The 17,830-nt window shown below is 73.2% G+C and carries 16 protein-coding genes; 7 read left to right on the top strand and 9 right to left on the bottom strand.

The annotated features are described in order from the left end of the window. Nucleotides 1–139: 139 nt before the first annotated feature. Complete coding sequence (locus AB0447_RS35575; RefSeq protein WP_366481100.1) at nt 140–589, bottom strand: hypothetical protein; 450 nt, start codon at nt 587–589, stop codon at nt 140–142. A gap of 336 nt (nt 590–925) precedes the next feature. On the opposite strand from AB0447_RS35575, the gene AB0447_RS35570 reads away from it, so the two are divergent. The 4 genes from AB0447_RS35570 to AB0447_RS35555 all read left to right on the top strand — a co-directional run bounded on the left by AB0447_RS35570 (nt 926) and on the right by AB0447_RS35555 (nt 5,492). Further along, a complete protein-coding gene (locus AB0447_RS35570; RefSeq protein ID WP_366481099.1) occupies nt 926–3,835 on the top strand; it encodes a nitrate- and nitrite sensing domain-containing protein in 2,910 nt (969 codons plus the stop codon). Beyond that, nucleotides 3,832–4,272 (top strand): roadblock/LC7 domain-containing protein, encoded by a 441-nt coding sequence (locus tag AB0447_RS35565; RefSeq protein ID WP_366481098.1) that lies wholly within the window; start codon nt 3,832–3,834, stop codon nt 4,270–4,272. The genes AB0447_RS35570 and AB0447_RS35565 overlap by 4 nt, the downstream gene beginning before the upstream one ends. Nucleotides 4,273–4,549: 277 nt before the next feature. Beyond that, on the top strand, nt 4,550–4,891 hold the full coding sequence (locus tag AB0447_RS35560; RefSeq protein WP_366481102.1) for a DUF742 domain-containing protein: 342 nt from the start codon (nt 4,550–4,552) through the stop codon (nt 4,889–4,891). Then, a complete protein-coding gene (locus AB0447_RS35555; RefSeq protein ID WP_366481097.1) occupies nt 4,872–5,492 on the top strand; it encodes an ATP/GTP-binding protein in 621 nt (206 codons plus the stop codon). The genes AB0447_RS35560 and AB0447_RS35555 overlap by 20 nt, the downstream gene beginning before the upstream one ends. A gap of 263 nt (nt 5,493–5,755) precedes the next feature. Here AB0447_RS35555 and AB0447_RS35550 read toward each other — a convergent pair whose 3' ends face one another. From AB0447_RS35550 to AB0447_RS35535, 4 genes are all read right to left on the bottom strand, one after another. Then, complete coding sequence (locus AB0447_RS35550) at nt 5,756–6,946, bottom strand: lipid-transfer protein (RefSeq protein WP_366481096.1); 1,191 nt, start codon at nt 6,944–6,946, stop codon at nt 5,756–5,758. Continuing rightward, nucleotides 6,943–7,374 (bottom strand): zinc ribbon domain-containing protein, encoded by a 432-nt coding sequence (locus AB0447_RS35545; RefSeq protein WP_366481101.1) that lies wholly within the window; start codon nt 7,372–7,374, stop codon nt 6,943–6,945. Before AB0447_RS35545 ends, AB0447_RS35550 begins: the two co-directional genes overlap by 4 nt. 85 nt (nt 7,375–7,459) lie before the next feature. Next, nucleotides 7,460–7,807 carry a DUF962 domain-containing protein gene (locus AB0447_RS35540; protein ID WP_366481095.1) on the bottom strand — a complete coding sequence of 116 codons (348 nt, stop codon included), beginning with the start codon at nt 7,805–7,807 and terminating at the stop codon, nt 7,460–7,462. A gap of 13 nt (nt 7,808–7,820) precedes the next feature. Beyond that, entirely contained in the window at nt 7,821–8,528 is a 708-nt protein-coding gene (locus tag AB0447_RS35535; protein WP_366481094.1) for a M15 family metallopeptidase, read from the bottom strand. Here AB0447_RS35535 and AB0447_RS35530 point away from each other — a divergent pair. Then, nucleotides 8,527–9,060 (top strand): NUDIX domain-containing protein, encoded by a 534-nt coding sequence (locus tag AB0447_RS35530; protein WP_366481093.1) that lies wholly within the window; start codon nt 8,527–8,529, stop codon nt 9,058–9,060. The two genes, AB0447_RS35535 and AB0447_RS35530, sit on opposite strands and share 2 nt — an antisense overlap. Before the next feature lie 214 nt (nt 9,061–9,274). Here the strand turns inward: AB0447_RS35530 and AB0447_RS35525 are convergent, their stop codons facing one another. Next, nucleotides 9,275–11,890 carry a TIM-barrel domain-containing protein gene (locus tag AB0447_RS35525; RefSeq protein ID WP_366481092.1) on the bottom strand — a complete coding sequence of 872 codons (2,616 nt, stop codon included), beginning with the start codon at nt 11,888–11,890 and terminating at the stop codon, nt 9,275–9,277. 212 nt (nt 11,891–12,102) lie between these two features. Between AB0447_RS35525 and AB0447_RS35520 the strand changes: the two genes are divergently transcribed. Further along, entirely contained in the window at nt 12,103–14,082 is a 1,980-nt protein-coding gene (locus tag AB0447_RS35520; RefSeq protein ID WP_366481091.1) for an acetoacetate--CoA ligase, read from the top strand. Nucleotides 14,083–14,173: 91 nt separating this feature from the next. Further along, entirely contained in the window at nt 14,174–15,052 is an 879-nt protein-coding gene (locus AB0447_RS35515) for a hypothetical protein (RefSeq protein WP_366481090.1), read from the top strand. Nucleotides 15,053–15,122: 70 nt separating this feature from the next. Here AB0447_RS35515 and ptsP read toward each other — a convergent pair whose 3' ends face one another. From ptsP to AB0447_RS35500, 3 genes are all read right to left on the bottom strand, one after another. Continuing rightward, nucleotides 15,123–16,793, bottom strand: a complete 1,671-nt coding sequence (gene ptsP, locus AB0447_RS35510; protein WP_366481089.1) for a phosphoenolpyruvate--protein phosphotransferase — start codon at nt 16,791–16,793, stop codon at nt 15,123–15,125. Nucleotides 16,794–16,867: 74 nt separating this feature from the next. Then, a complete protein-coding gene (locus tag AB0447_RS35505) occupies nt 16,868–17,317 on the bottom strand; it encodes a PTS glucose transporter subunit IIA (protein WP_366481088.1) in 450 nt (149 codons plus the stop codon). Between the two features lie 282 nt (nt 17,318–17,599). After that, nucleotides 17,600–17,830 (bottom strand): hypothetical protein (locus AB0447_RS35500; protein WP_366481087.1); only part of this gene is annotated, 231 nt, incomplete at its 5' end.

Below are 17,830 nucleotides of genomic sequence, written 5' to 3'. Positions count from 1 at the left end.
GCGGCCTCCCCAGCCCCGCCGGGGCCGGAGGCATGTCCAGCCCCGCCGGCGTTTGAGGCGCGGGGGTTCGGGGGCAGCGCCCCCGCAACGGCGCCGCACGGCACCACTGCCCGCACCCCGGCCGGCCACCGCCCGGGGCTCAGGCCCGGCGCAGGCCCCCGGGCTGCGGGCCCGCCTGGGCCCCGGCTCGGGCGACGCCGGGCTGCGGGCCCGCCTGGGCCCCGGCCCCCGCCCCGGCGCCAGGCTGCGCCACGTCCCGCGGATCGGACGGCGCCGCTCCGCCGTGCCCCCGCCGCCCCCGCGCCGTGCTGCTGGGCACCGACACCACCCCGTGCCGCTGCTTCCACATCTGCCGGGTGATCCACACGTCCAGCACGCCCCAGGTGGCGACGATCGTCCCGCCCACCGAGATCAGCACCATCGGGAACGCCAGCCAGGAGCCGGTCAGGGCCAGGAAGAAGGTGATCGAGGCCAGCGTGAGCGTCACGGCCACGATCAGCACCGCCCGCACGGCGGCCGCCCGGATCGGGTCCGGCATCCGGTGCCGCCGGGCCGGCTCCTCCACCCACAGTCCGTATTCGCTGCCCATGTTCCGCTACTCCCCACCCCGCGGCCCGCCATGCGTTCCCTCGTCACAAGACGTCGTACCAGGCCTCCGGATTCCCCCGGCCACCCCCCGGAACGAATAATTCCAGCCATCCATCAGGCTACGGGAACCGACGCCTCACCAAGTGTCATCTGCCACATATCGGGCCGCACTTGACCGGAAGTATGGGACAACTCGTGATCTTCGTCCACCGGTCCGGCCGAAAACGTCCGGACACGCCTTCGAAGGTGCCCCGCGTCAGTAGTAGGCTCACGCCGTTTAAATGACGGAACACCGACCCCCAGCAGCGGGGTTGAGCTGGGGGAGGCTGTGGAGCCCATGCGCTTTCGCGGGAAGTCCATCCGCCGGAAGATCGTGGCGTTGCTCCTCGTGCCGCTCGTCTCCCTGACCGCCCTCTGGGGCTTCTCCACCATCCTCACGGGCCGTCAGGCCGTACAACTCCTCGACGTCGCCGCCGTCATCAACAAGATCGGCTACCCGATCGAGGACGTCGTCCGGGTCATCCAGAAGGAACGCCGCCAGACCCTCGTCGTCCTCGGCGACCCGCGCGCCGTCGGCGCCACCACCGAACTCAACAAGAGCCGCGCCGCCACCGACAAGATCGTCAGCGCCGTCTCCGCGAACGCCGCCGACCCCGACGTCTCCGAGGAACTCAGCCCGGACGCCAGGCAGCGCCTGACCACCATCCTGGACGCCTTCCGCGACCTCGGGCCGCTCCGCGCCAGCGTCGACCGGAACGCCCTCGACCCCGCCCAGGGCCTGGAGCTCTACAACCGGCTCGTCGACCCCTGCTACGACTTCCTGATGAACCTCCATGCCCTGGAGGACGTCGAGATGGACAAGCAGGGCCGCGCCCTCGTCGGCATCACCCGGGCCCGCGAGACCCTCTCCCGGCAGGACGCCATCATCGCCGCCGCCTTCGCCGCCAAGCGGTTCGGCGTCGACGACACCCGGGCCGTCTCCGACCTGATCGCCCAGCGCGAGCTGCTCTACGAGTTCAACCTCGCCATCCTCCCGGCCGGCGAGCGCGAAACCTTCGAACAGTACTGGTCCGGCCCGGAGACCAAGCCGCTGCGCGACGCCGAGGAGAAGATCGTCGCGACCGGCCCGGTCAAGAACCCGCGGATCCCGACCCCCGCCCAGTGGGACGAGGCCTCTTCCAAGGTCCTGGAGTCCCTCGCCGTGATGGGCACCGCCGCCGGCGACGCCTATCAGGAGCGCGTCGAGCCCGTCGCCATGGACGTCCTGGTCAAGGCCGCCATCGCCGGCATCCTGGGCTTCCTCGCCCTGATCGTCTCGCTGATCCTCTCGGTCCGCATCGGCCGCGACCTGGTCCGCGACCTCTCCCGGCTCCGCAAGGAGGCCCACGAGGCCTCCGGTGTCCGCCTGCCCGCCGTGATGCGGCGCCTCGCCGCCGGCGAACACGTGGACGTGGAGACCGAGGCGCCGCGCCTGGAGTACGAGAAGGACGAGGTCGGCCAGGTCGGCCAGGCCCTCAACACCCTGCAGCGCGCCGCCGTCGAGGCCGCGGTCAAGCAGGCCGAGCTCCGCCGCGGGGTCTCCGAGGTGTTCGTCAACCTGGCCCGCCGCAACCAGGTCCTGCTCCACCGCCAGCTCACCCTGCTCGACACCATGGAGCGGCGCACCGAGGACACCGAGGAACTCGCCGACCTCTTCCGCCTCGACCACATGACCACCCGCATGCGCCGGCACGCCGAGGGCCTGGTGATCCTCTCCGGCGCCGCGCCGTCCCGCCAGTGGCGCAAGCCCGTCCAGCTGATGGACGTCGTACGGGCGGCCGTCGCCGAGGTCGAGGACTACGAGCGGATCGAGGTCCGCCGGCTGCCCCGGCTCGGCATCGCCGGCGCCGCCGTCGCCGACGTCACCCACCTCGTCGCCGAACTCCTGGAGAACGCCACGGTCTTCTCGCCCCCGCACACCGCGGTCGCGGTGCACGGCGAGCAGGTGGCCAACGGATTCACCCTGGAGATCCACGACCGCGGCCTGGGCATGACCGCCGAGGCGCTCCTCGACGCGAACCTGCGGATCGCCGAGACCCCCGAGTTCGAGCTCTCCGACACCGACCGGCTCGGCCTGTTCGTGGTCAGCCGGCTCGCCCAGCGCCACAACGTCAAGGTCTCCCTGCAACCCAGCCCGTACGGCGGCACCACCGCCGTGGTGTTCCTCCCGGCGGCCCTGCTCACCGAGGCCCCCGAGACCAACGGCAGCGGCTTCCGGCTCGACGGCCCGGCCAGGGCGGCCGTCACTGGCGGCCCCGGCGCCCTGCCCGGCGGTCCGGCAGCCAGGACGGGCGCGCGCGGAAACGGTACGCCGTCCAGGCGGCCGGTACCGGCCGCCCTGCTGGACGGCCCGGTCGAGCTGGAAGCGCCGCTGGGCGCACTCGGCCTGGACGACCCGGCCGCCCTGGACGAGATCACCGGCCCCGGCACCGGTCTGCCCGCCATGGCCAGCCTGGACGACGAGACCCCGCCCCACGGCACCCCGCGCAGCACCCTGCTGGGCCGCCGCACCCCGGAGCAGCGCGGCGCCAACCGGGTACCGGGCCGGGGCGCCGACCGGGACCCGCTGCCGCCCACCGGCCCGGTCCGGCTGGAGAGCGCCCGGCTGGACGGCGTCCGCTCCGAGGGGCCGCGCCCGGTCTCAGGGGCCATTCCGCTGCCGCGCCGCCGCCGCACCCCGACGCTGGTCGCCGACCACGGCCGCCGGGTGGACGCCGGCGCGGATTCCCGTACGGACCCGGAGAACCGGACCGGCCGGAACTCCGTTGCCGGCGCCGGGCGAAACCTTGCGCAGGGCGCCGATCGGAACCCCGTGACCCGCGCCGATCGGAACCCCGTGACCCGCGCCGATCGGAACCCCGTGACGGGCGCCGATCGGAGCCCCGTGACGGGCGCCGGGCGGAACTCGGGGCCGGGCGCCGAGCGGACCCCCGCGGCCGGCGCCGGGAAGAGCACCGGCGGCCTGCCCCGCCGGGTCCGCCAGGCCAACCTCGCACCCCAGCTGAAGAACGGGCCGGCCCCCACGGCCGCCGAGGACAACGCCACCGCACCGGCCGACCGCGACGCCGAGGCCGTACGCACCCGCATGTCCGCACTCCAGCGCGGCTGGACGGCAGGCCGCAACAAGCACGCAGAGCAGTCCGAGACCGCGACCGGCGACGCAGCCGCCACCGGTCCCGAGAACGAGAACGAGGGGGACGGTCGATGACCGCACCGCAGACCGCAGGGCAAGACGGCCGGAGCCGCGGCTCCGGCCAGCTCAACTGGCTTCTGGACGAACTGGTGGACCGGGTCGGCAGCATCCGCAAGGCGGTGGTCCTGTCCGGCGACGGCCTGCCCACCGGCAGCTCCAAGGAGCTGACCCGCGAGGACAGCGAGCACCTGGCCGCCGTCGCCTCCGGCTTCCACAGCCTCGCCAAGGGCGTCGGCCGGCACTTCGATTCGGGCACGGTCCGCCAGACGGTGGTCGAACTGGACGAGGCCTTCCTCTTCGTCATGGCCGCCGGCGACGGCAGCTGTCTGGCCGTGCTGTCCGACGCGGATTCCGATGTGGGGCAGGTCGCCTACGAGATGACCCTGATGGTCAAGCGGGTGGGCGACCACCTGGCGACCGCCCCGCGCACCGGGCTGCCCGCCGGAGGGTGAGTCGGACGGCATGAGCGATTCAGGCCAGGACCCCGCCGACACCCCCGGCACCGGACCGGGCGGCGCCCCGCCGGTCGACGACCGGCCGTTCGGCGACGAGCCGTACGAGGGTCGGCCGTACGACGATCAGCGGTACGAGGACCAGCGGTACGAGGACCAGCCGTACGAGGACCAGCCGTACGACGGCCGGCCGTACGGCGACGAGTCGGCCGACAACCCGCCGGCCGACGACAGCCCGGCCGGCCACGCCCACTGGTTCGACGACGACGCCGGGCCCGTGGTGCGTCCGTACGCGATGACCCGCGGCCGGACCAGCCACGCGGCCCAGCACCGGCTCGACCTGATCGCGCTCGTCGTCGCCGAACCGGCGGCCGACGACCCCGTCTGGGACATGACGCTCTCTCCGGAACACGCCCACATCCTCGGGCTGTGCCGGGAGCGGCCCCAGTCGGTCGCCGAGCTCGCCGCGGAACTGGACCTCCCCATCGGGGTGGTCCGGGTCCTCATCGGCGATCTCGTCGACGAGGAGCTGGTCCATGTGACCCGGCCGGTACCGCCGGCCGAACTGCCCGATGAATCCATTCTGCGTGAGGTGATCGATGGCCTTCGGGCGCTCTAGCCGCGCCGGCGGCATGCACGTCGTGCCGCCGGTCGAGCCGCTGACCTTGAAGATCCTGGTCGCGGGCGGCTTCGGAGTAGGCAAGACCACGCTCGTCAGCGCGGTCAGCGAGATCAGACCGCTGCGTACGGAGGAGACCCTCTCCGAACCCGGCCGCAGCGTGGACGACACCGGGGGAGTGGAGGGCAAGAGCACCACCACCGTAGCGATGGACTTCGGCCGCATCACCCTCCGCGAGGACCTGGTCCTGTACCTGTTCGGCACTCCCGGACAGGACCGGTTCTGGTTCCTGTGGGACGAGCTCGCCCAGGGTGCGCTCGGCGCGGTGGTCCTCGCGGACACCCGCCGCCTGGCGGACTGCTTCGCCGCGGTCGACTACTTCGAGCGGCGCGAGATCCCGTTCCTGGTCGCGGTCAACTGCTTCGACGGGGCCGACCGCCACCCGGTGGACACCGTCCGCGAGGCACTGGACCTGGATCCGCACGTTCCGGTGCTGCTCTGCGATGCGCGCGACCGGGCATCGGCCAAGGAGGTCCTGGTCGGGGTCGTGGAGCACGCCATGTCGGTGGCCCGGGCCCGCCGCCAGCCGGCCAGGACCTGAAAGGACACACGAGCCCGAGGGCAGGCCGCGGACATGGAGGCGGCCCGTACCCCCGCCGACTGGGGTACGGGCCGCAGCTCTCGTGGGGGACTGTGGATGGCAGTGTGAACCTGCCGTCCGGGGTCGTCAAGCGTTCGGACAAGACCGCCTGTTCAGGGCATACGCGACGGCGCCCCGGGCTCGGACCCGAGCCGGGTCCGAGCCCGGGGCGCCGACGGTCCGGCGGCGGGCGGAGGCGGCCCCGCCGCCCCCACCCGCGCCGCTCAGCGGACCGCGACGACCGCCGAACCGTGCCCGAACAGCCCCTGGTTCGCGGTGATTCCGGCCCGCGCGCCCGGAACCTGCCGCTCCCCGGCCGTACCGCGCAACTGCCAGGTCAGCTCGCACACCTGGGCGATGGCCTGGGCCGGCACCGCCTCGCCGAACGAGGCGAGCCCGCCACTGGCGTTGACCGGCACCCGGCCGCCGAGCGCGGTCGCCCCCTCCCGGACGAGCTTCGCCCCCTCGCCCTCCGCGCACAGCCCGATGTCCTCGTACCACTCCAACTCCAGCGCGGTGGACAGGTCGTACACCTCCGCCAGGGACAGGTCCTCCGGTCCGAGCCCGGCCTCCTCGTACGCGGCACGCGCGATCGAGGCCCGGAAGGAACCGGAGGGAGGCTCGACCGCCACCGCCGAGTCGGTCGCGATGTCCGGCAGGTCGAGCACGGCTCGCGGATAGACCGGCGTGACCGTGGACACCGCCCGGATCCGCACCGGATCGGCCACCCCGCGGGAGCGCGCGAAGTCCATGCTGCACAGCACCAGGGCGGCGGCCCCGTCCGAGGTGGCGCAGATGTCGAGCAGCCGCAGCGGATCGGCCACCACCGCGGACGCGGCCACCTCCTCCGCGGTCACCGCCTTCCGGTACCGGGCCAGCGGGTTGAGCAGCCCGGCGGCCGCGTTCTTCACCTTGACCAGCGCGAAGTCCTCGGGCGTGTCCCCGTACACGGCCATCCGGCGCCGCGCGAACAGCCCGAAGTACGCGGGATTGGTCGCCCCCAGCACCCGGAACCGCAGCCAGTCCGGATCGTTCGGCCGGTCCCCGCCGGCCGGCGCGAAGAACCCCTTCGGCGCCGCGTCCGCCCCCACCACCAGGACCACGTCGGCCAGCCCGGCCAGGATCTGCGCCCGGGCCGTCCCGATCGCCTGCGCCCCGGACGCGCAGGCCGCGTACACGCTGGTCACCCGGGCCCCCTGCCAGCCCAGGGCCTGTGCGAAGGTGGCCCCGGCGACGTACCCGGGATACCCGGACCGGACGGTGTCCGCGCCGACCACGGAGCCGACGTCCCGCCACTCCAGTCCGGCGTCGGCGAGCGCGGCCCGGGCGGCCGCCGTGCCGTACTCGACGAAGCTGCGCCCCCACTTCCCCCAGGGGTGCATGCCGGCGCCGAGCACCGCGACGTCGTGCGTCATCCGTCCACCCCCACCGGCTTGAACCACCAGGTCGTCCACGTCGTCCCCGCGTCCCCGTCGAGCACCCCGGGAACCACCTCGACCTCCATGCCGACGGCCAGGTCCGCGACCGTCACCCCCGGCGGGGCCTGCCCGAGCACCACCATCCGCTCGGCCGCCAGCTCCACCGCGACCAGGGTGTACGGCTCCCAGGGGACCTCGGGATCGGACACGTACGGCGCGGGCGGCCGGTACCGCCCGTCGGTGTACGACCAGACCCTGCCCCGCCGGGACAGCGGCACCTCGGCCAACTCACCGCCCGGGCAGGCGGGGTTGCGGCAGAAGGCGTCCTCCCGCGGGAAGAACACCGAGGTACAGGCGGAACATTGGGTTCCGAGCAGCCGGAACTCCCCGCCCGGCCCGCTCTCGGTGAACCACCCGCCGACCACGGGTGTGCGCGCGTGCTCCAAGGCCCCTCCCGACTGCAATCTGACGTACCGTCAGTTGCAGTCTGGCACGGGACCCGCGCCCGGGTCACCCGTTCTCGGTGAGCCACTTCTCCGCGATCTCCGCCAGCTCGGCGTCCCGGCCGGACAGCATCATCCGGATCATCTGCGCATCCCCGCGCAGCGACCAGGCGGGATGCCCGAAGGTGGCCGGATTGTTCCCCTCGATCAGGAAGTGCGCCGGCCAGGCCGTCCCGTAGCCGATCAGCGGCAGCGCGGCGAGATACCGCTTCCGCCCGCGCGCGAGCCCGTACACGCTGACCGCGAGCCCGGTCAGCGTCCCCGCCAGGTGCACCCAGCGCGTCGCGGGCCGCGCGTGCATGGCGACGTAGTAGGGCCAGAATTCCTCGTACGATCCGAATGTCTCAGTGGCCATGCGGGCACCGTACTCACGGCCGCACCGCAGCGGAACCGACCGGAAAGTCGAAATACCGGTCCGGGTACGGCTCCTCCCCGAGCCGGAAGTGCCACCACTCCTCCGGCAGGTTGACGAAACCCTGCTCGCCCAGAGCGGCCTTCAGCAACTGCCGGTGCGCGCGGGCCGCCCCACCGATCCGCGGATCGTCGGTGTGCGACAGCGGATCGAAGAAGTCGAAGCCGGTACCCATGTCCACCGGCCGCCCGGCCGGCGTGGTCAGGGTGACGTCCACCGTGCTCCCGCGACTGTGTCCGGACCGCTCGGCGATGTAACCGTCCGCGATTAGCCGCGACTTGTCCACCCGCGGATGGAACTCCTCCCGGATCCGCGGATCGGCCGGCTCCCGCGCCCACCGGACGAACCGGTCCACCGCCCGCTGCGGCCGGTAGCAGTCGTACACGGTCAGCGAGAATCCCCGCCGCAGCAGACCCCGTTGCGCCCGCCGCAGCGCCTCGGCCGCGGGCCGGGTCAGCAGGCAGACCGGCTCCTCGTACCCCGGCACCACCGCACCCGTGAAATTGCGGTCCGTGGCGTACCGGATGTCCTGCCGCACACTCGGATCCACCTCCCGCAAGGCCGCGAACCCGCCCGGCGCGGCCGGCTCCGCATCCCCAACTCCCGCCGGAACCGCCGCAACCAGCCCGGCCAGCCCCGCCCACACGACCATCGGCAGCCTCATGGCCCTCACCTACCATGACGCCATGCCCACACCGGCGAAGGACTCGCACTGTTCCGCCTGCGGAACCCTGTTCCCCTCCACCGCCTGGCCCCGCACCTGCACGGCCTGCGGCACCAGCGCCTACCGCAACCCGCTGCCCGTGGCGGTCGCCCTCCTCCCGGTCGAGGACGCCGACGGCACCGGCCTGGTGGTCATCACCCGCACCATCGAACCCGCGCTCGGCGGCGTCGCCCTCCCCGGCGGATTCATCGACTTCGGCGAGGACTGGCGGGAGGCCGTGGTCCGCGAACTCCGCGAGGAGACCGGCATCCACGCGCCGGCCTCCGAGGTGGTCCTGGCCGACGCACTCAGCTCCCCGGCCGGCCACCTCCTCCTCTTCGGCCTGCTCCCACCCCGCCCGGCGGCCACCCTGCCGCCCTCTGCTCCCACCGCCGAAACCACGGGCTGGCACCTCCTCCGCACCCCGACCGAACTCGCTTTCCCCCTCCACACCCGCGCAGCCGCCTCTTGGTTCACCGGCACCTACGGCTGACCTTGCCCCGGGCCCATCCAGCCCCGCCGGCCCGGCCGCAGAGCCGACCGGATGCCCGGGCCCATCCAGCCCCACCGGCGTTCGAGGCGCGAGATACGGACCTACCCAGCCCCGCCGGCGTTTGAGGCGCGGGGTCCGGGGCGGAGCCCTGGGAAGGCGGCCGGCAGGGCATCACGGACCCGGCCCCATCCGGCCAGGGCGGCGGCCCACCCCCTCACGCCCCCCGCAGCACCACACCCTCCCGCACCGGCGCCCCGTCCTCCCGCTCCACCCGCACCTCGTCCCCGGCCCACCGCACCACGAACCGTTCCGTTTCGCCCGTGTCCGAGATCCGCACCCCGCCGCCCGTCCGCCCCCGGGCCGGCGCCCACACCTCCAGGCCACCGTCCCGGACCGGGATCACCGCACCGGCCCGCGCCAGGACCGGGATCCGGTCCAGCGGAGCGTCCAGCAGCACCTGGCCCGGCCCCTCGTGCGCCCGCCCGGTCGCCGTCTCGTACCAGCGGCCGCGCGGCAGCCGCACCGCCCGGCGGTCCGACCCGCATTCCAGTACCGGCGCCACCAGCAGCGCGTCCCCCAGCAGGAACGCGTCCTCGCAGTCCCGCAGCGTCCGGTCCTCCGGCGCACCCCACCACAGCGGCCGGACGTACGGCGCACCCGTACGCCGCGCCAGCTGCGCCAACGTCAGGAAGTACGGGCGCAGCCGCTCCCGCTCCGCCAGCGCCGCCTCCGCCACCGCCAGCACCTCCGGCCCGAACTCCCACGGCTCCCGCCGCCCCGCCCAGATCGCCGCGTGCGTACGGAACAACGGCAGGCAGGACCCCAGCTGGAACCAGCGCGCGAACAGCTCCGGCGAGGGCGAGCCGCCGAAGCCCCCGATGTCCGGGCCCGAGTACGGCACCCCGCACAGCCCCAGCCCCAGCACCAGCGCGAGCGAGGCCCGCAACCCCTCCCAGCTCGTCTCCACGTCCCCGGACCAGGTGCCCCCGTACCGCTGCATCCCCGCCCACCCCGACCGCGAGAACAGGAACGGCCGCTCCTCCGGCCGCAACCGGACGAGCCCCTCCCACCCGGCCCGGGCCATCGCCAGCGCGTACACGTTGTGCGCCGCCCGGTGATCGCCGCCCGTCCCGTCCAGGGCGTGCCGCGCCGACCTCGGCAGGGTCGCGTCCCCGAACGGGGCGAAGGACACCGGCTCGTTCATGTCGTGCCAGAAACCGGCGAAGCCGTTCTTCAGCCGCTCCTCGTACCAGCCGCCCCACCACTCCCGCACCGCCGGATCGGTGAAGTCCGGATACCCGCAGGTCCCCGGCCACACCTCCCCGCGCACCTCCTGCCCGGCCGCGTCCCGCACGAACGCGTCCACCGCGCGCCCCGACTCGTACAACGACCCCGGAACCCCCGGCTCCACCTTCACCGCCGGATCCACGATCGACACCAGCCGGATCCCGTCCTCCGCCAACTCCCGCGCCAGCCCCGGCAGATCCGGAAACGCCTCCCGGTCCACGGTGAACACCCGGTGCCCGTCGTAGTGGTCGATGTCCAGATGGACGGCGGACAGCGGCAGTCCCCGCTGCCGGTACCCCGCCACCACCTGCCGCACCTCCGCCGCCGTCCCGAACCCCCACCGCGCGTGGTGGTGGCCCAGCGCCCACTCCGGCGGCACCGCCGCGCCGCCGGTCAGCCCCGACCAGCCCTGAAGCACCCGCGCCGGGGTCCCCACCAGCACCCAGCAGCGCAGCGGACCGCCCTCCATGCGCAGCTCGCTCACCCCCGGCCGGTCCGGACCCGAGCCCGCACCCTCCTCGCCCTCCCGCAAGGTGACCCGGCCGTCCCACGGGTCGTCGTAGAACACCAGGTGCGTCCCCGCGTCCGCTACCACCAGCTGCACCGGCATCGTGATGTACAGCGGATCGTCACCGCGCCCGAAACCACCCCGCGGATCCGTGTTCCACAGCCGGTACTCGCCGTCCCGCAGCCGTGGCCCGCCGGCCCGCCCGCCCAGCCCGAAGAACCGCGCGTCCGCCGCGACCTCGGACCGCTGCAACCACCGCCCACCATCCGCATGCCCGGGCCCCCGACCCTGGCCGCCCGCATGCCCGGGCCCCCGACCCTGGCCGCCCGCATGCCCCGGCTCCCCGGCCCCGCGGCCCACTTGGTCCTGCTCCCAGGTCCGGCCACCCGCCGGCCCCGGCTCCCCGGCCCGGCTACGCGCGGGAGTCTCCCCGGCCCGACCGCCCGCGTGCCCCGGCTCCGAAGTCCGGCCGCCCCCTTGCCCCGGCTCCCCGGCCCGACCGCCCGCCTGGCCCGGCTCCCCGGCCCGCCCCTCCCCGGACCCCGCCGCCGCGCCCGCGGCACCCGCCGCCGGCTCCCACCACCGCGGCGGCAGCTCCCGCCGCACCACCGTGCCGCCCGGAGTCCGCACCTCCACCGCCCCGTGCCGCGACACCGCCACCGTGACCCGCTCCGACACCACCCGCCAGCCACCCCCGGTGTCCGGCTCCAGCACCGCCCGCGGGTCCGGCTCCGGCCCCGACCCCACCACCGCGTACGACGGCGTCGGCTCCGCCCCGTCCCAGCCCCAGAACACCGCACCGCCCACCGTCACCCGCACCAGCAGCTCGGACCGCGCGAACCGCAGCACACCCCCGCCCGGCCGCGGGTCCACCCCCGCGAGCAGCCCCGGCACCCGCGCCCGCTCCGGGCCCCGCCGCGGCAGCGCCACCGCGTCCGCGCGCCGATGGCGCAACGCCGACAGCCAGGCCCGCCTGCCCCGCGCCGTACCGATCTCCGCCAGCGCCCGCACCAGATCACGCCCATGACCGTTCATGCCGCTCACCCTGCCATCGGCCCCCAGCCGAGCGGGCTGCGTTCAACTTCCGTTCACCCGCAAAAGGATCAAGCGCGCCCACCCCCGACCGCTCTGGTGCGGATGTCGATCACATGGCATGGTCCCTGTGAGCCGCCGCGCACCCACCCGCCGCGCGAGCCGGCACCGTACGCACACGAGGCGCACCGCCGCACACCCCCGGGAGCCGACCCATGACCGCACCCAGTTCGTCCGCCCCCCTCTGGACCCCGGGCCCCGACCGGATCGCCGCAGCCCGGATCACCGCCTTCCAGGCCTGGGCCGCCGAACACCACGGAGCCCCCGCGGACGGCGGATACGCCGCCCTGCACCGCTGGTCCGTCGAGGAGCTCCCGGCCTTCTGGCAGGCCGTCGCCGACTGGTTCGACGTACGCTTCACCACCCCGCCCACCGAGGTCCTCGCCGACCGCTCCATGCCCGGCGCCCACTGGTTCCCCGGCGCCACCCTCAACTACGCCGAGCACGCCCTGCGCGCCGCCGAGGACCCGGCCCGGGCCGGCGACGCGGCCCTCCTGTACGTGGACGAGACCCACGAGCCCACCCCCGTCACCTGGGCCGAGCTCCGCCGCCAGGTCGGCTCCCTCGCCGCAGAGCTCCGCGCCCTCGGCGTCCGCCCCGGCGACCGGATCAGCGGCTACCTGCCCAACATCCCCGAAGCCGTCGTCGCGCTCCTCGCCACCGCCGCCGTCGGCGGGGTGTGGACCTCCTGCGCCCCCGACTTCGGCGCCCGCAGCGTCCTCGACCGCTTCCAGCAGGTCGAACCGGTCGTCCTGTTCACCGTCGACGGCTACCGCTACGGCGGCAAGCAGCACGACCGCACCGACACCGTCGCCGAGCTCCGCCGCGAGCTCCCCTCGCTCCGCGCCGTCGTGCACATCCCGCTCCTCGGCACCCCCGCCCCCGAGGGCAGCCTCGACTGGTCCGCCCTCACCGCGGCCGACACCGCCCCGGTCTTCGAGCAGCTGCCGTTCGAGCACCCCCTCTGGGTGCTGTACTCCTCCGGTACGACCGGCCTGCCCAAGGCGATCGTCCAGTCCCAGGGCGGCATCCTCCTGGAGCACCTCAAGCAGCTCGGCCTGCACTGCGACCTCGGCCCGGAGGACCGGTTCTTCTGGTACACCTCCACCGGCTGGATGATGTGGAACTTCCTCGTCTCCGGCCTGCTCACCGGCACCACCGTGGTCCTCTACGACGGCAGCCCCGGCTTCCCCGACACCGGCGCCCAGTGGCGGATCGCCGAACGCACCCGCGCCACCCTCTACGGCACCTCCGCCGCCTACGTCATGGCCTGCCGCAAGGCCGAGGTCCACCCCTCCCGCGACTTCGACCTCTCCTCGGTGAAGTGCGTGGCCACCACCGGCTCCCCGCTGCCGCCCGACGGTTTCCGCTGGCTGCACGACGAGGTCGCCGAAGACCTGTGGATCGCCTCCGTCAGCGGCGGCACCGACGTCTGCAGCTGCTTCGCCGGCGCCGTCCCCACCCTCCCGGTGCACATCGGTGAACTGCAGGCCGCCTGCCTCGGCACCGACCTCCAGTCCTGGGACCCCTCCGGCAAGCCCCTCACCGGCGAGGTCGGCGAGCTCGTCGTCACCAACCCGATGCCCTCCATGCCGATCCGCTTCTGGAACGACCCCGACGGCAGCCGCTACCGCGACAGCTACTTCGAGATGTTCCCGGGCGTCTGGCGGCACGGGGACTGGATCACCATCACCGACCACGGCTCGGTGATCATCCACGGCCGCTCAGACTCCACCCTCAACCGCCAGGGCGTCCGGATGGGCTCCGCCGACATCTACGAGGCCGTCGAACGCCTTCCCGAGATCAAGGAATCCCTGGTCATCGGCCTGGAGGAGCCGGACGGCGGCTACTGGATGCCGCTCTTCGTCCACCTCGCCCCCGGCGCCACCCTCGACGAGGACCTCCGCAACCGCATCAAGGCCACCATCCGCACGGAACTCTCCCCGCGCCACGTCCCCGACGAGATCATCGAGGTCCCCGGCGTCCCGCACACCCTGACCGGCAAGCGGATCGAGGTCCCGGTCAAGCGCCTCCTCCAGGGCACCCCGCTGGACAAGGCGGTCAACCCGGGCTCGGTCGACAACCTCGACCTCCTGCACTTCTACGCGGAACTGGCCCGCACCCGCCGCCCCTGAGGTCACTGTCAGTGCCCGTGATTACTCTGAGTGAGCAAGTCGATCGCGCTTCGTGACTCGGCTCCGGCTACCGGCACCCAGGGGGAAAACCATGGCACCGACCGACCACAGCCCGTTCCACCCGCGCCGCAGCCTGCGCCGCGAAGTCCCCAGCACCGTCGGCCTCGTTGCCGATGCCCGGGACTTCGCGGCCATGCGCGGCTACCGCAGCTTCGCCTTCGACGACCACGAGGACTACCTCCGCCAGGTCGACGCCCTCCTGCGCTCCCTCGCGGCCGAGGGCATCCACACCACCGTCGCCCTCTTCGACCCCGACGAGTACGCCGAGTACTGCGCCGAATCCGGCCTCGACCCGGACACCCCGGCCGCCCGCACGCGCTACACCGCCGAACTGGCCGGCGCCGGCACCGGCCTGCCGTACTCCGGGCAGCCCATCGACGAACTCGTACCGCTCCTCGTCGACGAGGCCGTTCGCCAGGCCACCTGGGAGTACGCCACCATGCTGCTGGCCGGCCTCGGCCAGTGCGCCGACTGCGGCGAGGACATCGGCCAGGCCTCCTTCGAACAAGCCGGCCGCGTGGTCAAACGCCTCCTGGACGGCGCCGGTCCCGGCCGGCACCACCTCGTCTGCAGCATCCCCACCGAGGACGAACAGCTCATCGCCGTCCTGCACGCCGACACGACCGACGGCGGAGCCGCGGGAAGGGAAGGAATCGACTTCGTGACGGTCCTCGCCGTCGGCATCGCCCTGTCCGGCACCGGGGGAGTGGTACTCCGCAGCAGCCGGGAAGGATCCAGCGACCGGGTCCACGGCTGGCGCCTGGACGGCGGCAAACTCGTCCCGCTCACCGCCGCCGCCGTCTTCAACGCCTACTGCACCGACGCCGACACCGGAGAGCCCGTCGCCCCCGAACCGGGCGTCGAATACTGCCCCGGCTACCGCGTGGACGACCCACACCCCCACCACTGAACCCGCCCCGAAAACGCCCGTGGGGCCCTCACCGCACCCGGTGAAGACCCCACGGCCGAACAACGCCCGACTACTCGCCGGAGAGCACCGCCTGCGCGGCGACCCGCGCCTCGTCGGCGCTGTCCGCCGCCCGCGCCGCCGCAGCGGCCCGCTCGCACTGGGCGAAGGTGTACTTGGCGAGCGTCGCCCGCACGTACGGAATCGACGCGGCACCCATCGACAGGGAGGTGACACCCAGACCGGTCAGCACACACGCCAGCAGCGGGTCCGAAGCCGCCTCGCCACAGACACCACAGCTCTTGCCCTCGGCCCTGGCCGCCTCGGCGGACATGGCGATCAGGTCGAGCAGCGCCGGCTGCCACGGGTCCTGCAGCCGCGACACCGCCCCCACCTGACGGTCGGCGGCGAACGCGTACTGCGCCAGGTCGTTCGTGCCCAGCGACAGGAACTCGACCTCCTGCAGGATCGAACGCGCCCGGAGCGCGGCGGAGGGGATCTCCACCATCGCGCCGAACTTCGCCTGCAGCCCGGCCGCACGGCAGGCGTCCGCGAACGCCTTGGCATCGATCCGGTCGGCCACCATCGGCGCCATGACCTCCAGGTACACCGGAAGCCCCTCGGCCGCCTTGGCCAGCGCGGTCAGCTGCGTCCGCAGCACCTCAGGGTGGTCCAGCAGCGATCGCAGACCCCGCACGCCCAGCGCCGGGTTCGGCTCGTCCGCCGGAGTCAGGAAGTCCAGCGGCTTGTCGGCACCTGCGTCGAGCACCCGCACGACGACCCGGCCCTCCGGGAAGGCCTCCAGCACCTTGCGGTACGACTCGACCTGCTTCTCCTCGGACGGCGCCTTCTTGCTGTCGTCCAGGAACAGGAACTCGGTGCGGAACAGCCCCACCCCCTCGGCACCCGCCTCCACGGCCGCCGGCACGTCCGCCGGACCGCCGACATTGGCCAGCAGCGGCACCTTGTGACCGTCGGACGTGGCACCCGGACCGGACGAAGCGGCGAGCGCCGCCTTCCGCTCGGCGGCCGCAGCCGCCAGCTCGGCCTTCTTCTCCCCACTCGGGTCCACGAAGAGCTCACCGGTGGAACCGTCCACCGCGATGACCGTGCCCTCGGCCAGCTCACAGGCACCCGGCAGCGCCACCACGGCCGGCACACCCAGCGCCCGCGCCAGAATCGCGCTGTGGCTGGTCGGCCCGCCCTCCTCGGTGACGAACCCGAGCACCAGCGCCGGGTCCAGCAGCGCGGTGTCGGCCGGAGCCAGATCCCGGGCGATCAGCACGTACGGCTCGTCACTGTCCGGCACACCCGGCATCGGCACACCCAGCAGGCGCGCCACGATGCGGTTCCGTACGTCGTCCAGGTCGGCCACCCGTCCGGCCATGTACTCGCCGGCCCCGGCCAGCAGCTCGCGGTACGCGGCGAACGCGTCGTACACACCCCGCTCCGCCGTGCTGCCGACGGCGATACGTCGGTCGACGTCCGCCATGAGCTCAGGATCCTCAGCGATCATCGCCTGAGCTTCGAGCACGTGCTGGGCCTCGCCACCGGCCAGCTGGCCGCGCGCGATCAGGTCCGCCGCAACAGCGCTCACGGCCTTGCGAGCGCGCCCCTGTTCGCGCTCCGCATCCTCCGCGGCGATCTGCTTGGCCGGCGGCTCGAGAACCGCCGTACCCATGTGCCGGACCTCGCCGATCGCCACACCGTGGCTCACGCCGACGCCTCGCAGCGTTGTCTCCATTTCACCCGTCTCCGATTGAGCGGCGGACCCACCCGCCGCGATGGATGTACGACAAGCCCTCGACGGGCGAACGATCAGGCCCAGCTGAACAGAGCGTCGTCGGCCTTGACGTCTCCGGACTCGACCAGATCGCTGAGGGAGTCCGCGGTGGCTTCGAGCGCAACGATGGGACAGATGGGCGACTTCCCGGCCGCCTCGACGGCGGCGGGGTTCCACCGCACCATGGCCTGCCCGCGGGTCACGGTGTCCCCCTTGGTGACGAGCAGCTCGAAGCCCTCGCCATTGAGCTGGACGGTGTCGATCCCGAGGTGGGTGAGCACACCGTGGCCCTCGCTGTCGACGACGACGTACGCGTGCGGGTGGAGGGAGACGACCACACCGTCGACGGGGGACACCGCCTCCGAGGGCTCGCGCACGGGGTCGATGGCGGTGCCCGGTCCCACCATGGCACCGGAGAACACCGGATCCGGCACTGCCGCGAGTCCGATGGCGCGCCCGGCGAGTGGGGACGTCACGCTGGTCATGGGGGCCTCCCAGGGGTGGGCTACGTCGTGTTGCCGTCACTGCGTGTTGCGGACGGCATACTCTTACGAAGGATAAGTCACGGGTTGTTCGGGTTCGCCCGAAGTTCGACCCGCACCGGACTGGCCCTTCGGCACGGAGACTAGTGGACTAGACCGGTGGACTAGACCATACGCCCTGAGTCGATTTGCCCGAGCCCCAGCAGAGGTGTACTGTCGTGAGTCCTGCCTGACCGAGACACGTGAACAACGCGTGAACTACTGGTCGGCGGGCAACCAACCCCATCAGTGCAATTCGATCTCGCGATCGCATCTGTGTGCCGTTTTATGGCTGCAGACGAAGTGGTCAGCGAAACGAAAAAACGCTGATAGAGTCGGAACCGCCGGAAAGGGAAACGCGAAAGCGAGAACCTGGAAAGCGCCGAGGAAATCGGGTCCGAAAAGATCTGATAGAGTCGGAAACGCAAGAACGAAGGAAGCGCCCGGAGGAAAGCCCGCGAGGGTCAGTACAAAGGA

Origin of the sequence: Streptomyces sp. NPDC051211, assembly GCF_040689505.1 — a bacterium.
GTDB lineage: Bacteria > Actinomycetota > Actinomycetes > Streptomycetales > Streptomycetaceae > Streptomyces.
The sequence above is the reverse complement of the archived record's forward strand: the minus strand, read 5'-3'. Positions and strand labels throughout refer to the sequence as shown.